The organism is Psychrobacter phenylpyruvicus DSM 7000 = NBRC 102152, from assembly GCF_000685805.1.
GTDB classification, from domain to species: domain Bacteria; phylum Pseudomonadota; class Gammaproteobacteria; order Pseudomonadales; family Moraxellaceae; genus Psychrobacter; species Psychrobacter phenylpyruvicus.
This window is the reverse complement of record NZ_JMKP01000076.1, coordinates 1-2,237: the sequence shown is the minus strand read 5'-3', so window position 1 is coordinate 2,237 and position 2,237 is coordinate 1. Positions and strand designations below refer to the sequence as shown.

At 33.6% G+C, this 2,237-nt stretch carries 3 protein-coding genes; all 3 read left to right on the top strand.

Annotated elements, in window-relative coordinates; translation table 11 throughout:
- Positions 1-83 precede the first annotated feature (83 nt).
- The 3 genes from G561_RS0113350 to G561_RS15470 all read left to right on the top strand — a co-directional run bounded on the left by G561_RS0113350 (position 84) and on the right by G561_RS15470 (position 2,177).
- Positions 84-413, top strand: coding sequence for a glycosyltransferase family 4 protein (locus G561_RS0113350; protein WP_081794495.1), 330 nt, complete (start codon positions 84-86; stop codon positions 411-413).
- Positions 413-1,240 carry a glycosyltransferase gene (locus G561_RS0113345; protein ID WP_028859974.1) on the top strand — a complete coding sequence of 276 codons (828 nt, stop codon included), beginning with the start codon at positions 413-415 and terminating at the stop codon, positions 1,238-1,240. Before G561_RS0113350 ends, G561_RS0113345 begins: the two co-directional genes overlap by 1 nt.
- A 526-nt stretch (positions 1,241-1,766) precedes the next feature.
- On the top strand, positions 1,767-2,177 hold the full coding sequence (locus G561_RS15470) for a sugar transferase (RefSeq protein ID WP_162165211.1): 411 nt from the start codon (positions 1,767-1,769) through the stop codon (positions 2,175-2,177).
- The last annotated feature ends 60 nt before the right edge of the window (positions 2,178-2,237 follow it).

Sequence of the window (2,237 nt, the reverse complement as noted above, 5' to 3'; positions counted from 1 at the left end):
GACAGACGATGATGCAGCTGTCTATCTATTTCCCTGGTCGATTAGATTCGGTGATGCGTCTTTAATTTAGTTGACACAGAGTTTTGAACGCCCTCTATAAAAACATAATATTCAAAGGTTTTATCGACAATATCATACCTTATTATCAAGTTTCAGACTACCTTCTATCATTGTCAGATTTCGAAGGGTTTCCCATGAGTGTTCTAGAAGCTATATCATGTGGCTGTAAAGCTATACTTTCGGATATACCTTCGCATAGAGAAATTGTAAAGCTACTTCCTAGCAAAGCAGCTTTAATCCATACACATGATAAATTACTTTTAAATACATCTGAATCAGAACTTAGTCATTATTATATATCTTCAAAAAGAATGGCTGATGAGTACTTATTAATTTATAAAGGTAGTTACTAATGGATTTCTCTGTTCTTTTATCTGTATACATAAATGAGAAGCCTTTATATTTGGACGAAGCATTATCAAGTATATGGGACAATCAGATAAGTAAGCCAAATGAAATCATTATAGTTGAAGATGGTGAACTTACAGAAGAGCTATATAAGATCCTTGATCTATGGTCATCAAAATTACCTTTATTGATTAAAAGAGTGCCACTAGAAGAAAATCTCGGATTAGGTAAAGCTCTAAATATAGGATTAGAATATTGTACAAATGAATGGGTATTTAGAATGGATTCTGATGATATTTGTTTACCTGATAGATTCTCTAAACAAATAGAATTTATTACAAAAAACCCTGATATTGATATATTTAGTGGCTCTATCCAAGAAATTGATATTACCACTAACAATCCAATTGCAACGAGAATTGTGCCTGAATCTTTTCAAGATATACTTAAATACTCTTATTACAGAAGTCCATTTAACCATGTAGCTGTAGCTTATAAAAAGTCTGTAGTTCAATCAGTAGGTGGCTACCAACATCATATGTACATGGAGGACTATAATCTTTGGATACGTATTTTAGCTGCAGGATACAAAGCCGCTAACTTACAAGACATCTTAGTTGTAGTGAGAGCTGGAGATGACATGATCGGCAGAAGAAGAGGTAGAATATATATTGAAAGCGAGTGGCAATTATTCAAATTGAAAAGGAGTTTGAACTATCAACCTGTTCCTCACGCTCTTTTAGTTTATTTTGCTCGTTCCATACCAAGATTACTTCCGAGCAATCTATTAGTTGTCATCTACTCTAAATTAAGAGATATGAAATCGCATTAAGCTTCATTTGCTCATTATTAGAATTAAAAAACATCCAGTACTATTTAAAATATTAATCCACCTAAAATTTAACTATTTATCTTTGAAGAAAGGTCAAAAAATGCGGTTTCTGCCTGTTCAATTAATTCTCGGATTAGCCCTCTGTACTTTTTTACCTTTTATAGGCTCAGGTTTAGACGTTATAAATCAAATATTCTATACAGGTGGATATGTCAACCTTGTTTTGAGCACTTTATTAGTTTGTACCACCCTTATAACGTTAAACAGTATCCAGCGATTTCCAGGTATTACCTCCAGTACCTATATCGTTCCCGTTATTATCTTTTGGTTTTTACTAATATTATTCATAGTTAAGTTCTCAGGTACATCTTATTCCTTATATTATTACTGCTTTAGTAGTTTATTACTTTTGATTTACGCATTTTTTATAGATATCATTAATCGTAAATATGAAAACTACAATTTTGCTTATATTCCAGTAGGGCGAGCTAAACTAATACCTGAGCAAATCCCAACTGTTAGTTGGATGCCACTATCAACTCCTCAGCTTGATGAAGAAGTTAATGGAATTGTAACGGACTTACACAGTGAAGAATTGACTGATGATTGGGAACGTTTTATTACCGATAAAACACTTCAAGGCACCCCTGTCTACCATTATCGTAATATTCGTGAATCCCTAACAGGGAGAGTACGTATCAACCACATGTATGAAAATGAGCTGGGGTCGTTACAGCCCTCGCCTAACTATATTTTTTTGAAATACTGCTTTGATATCCTACTTATCATCGCTTCTCTGCCATTTACCCTTATTATTTGTATCATTACTGCCATAGCAATTAAACTTGAAGATGGTGGTAAAGTTTTTTATATTCAACCTCGCGTAGGCTATCGTGGTGAAGTATCGGTGTTTGTCAACATAGTTGTCACCATTTAATGAATTAGGCGACTCTCATCTTATCAATCGATTTTGGCTCTTTTACTGGATTTAAAGTCG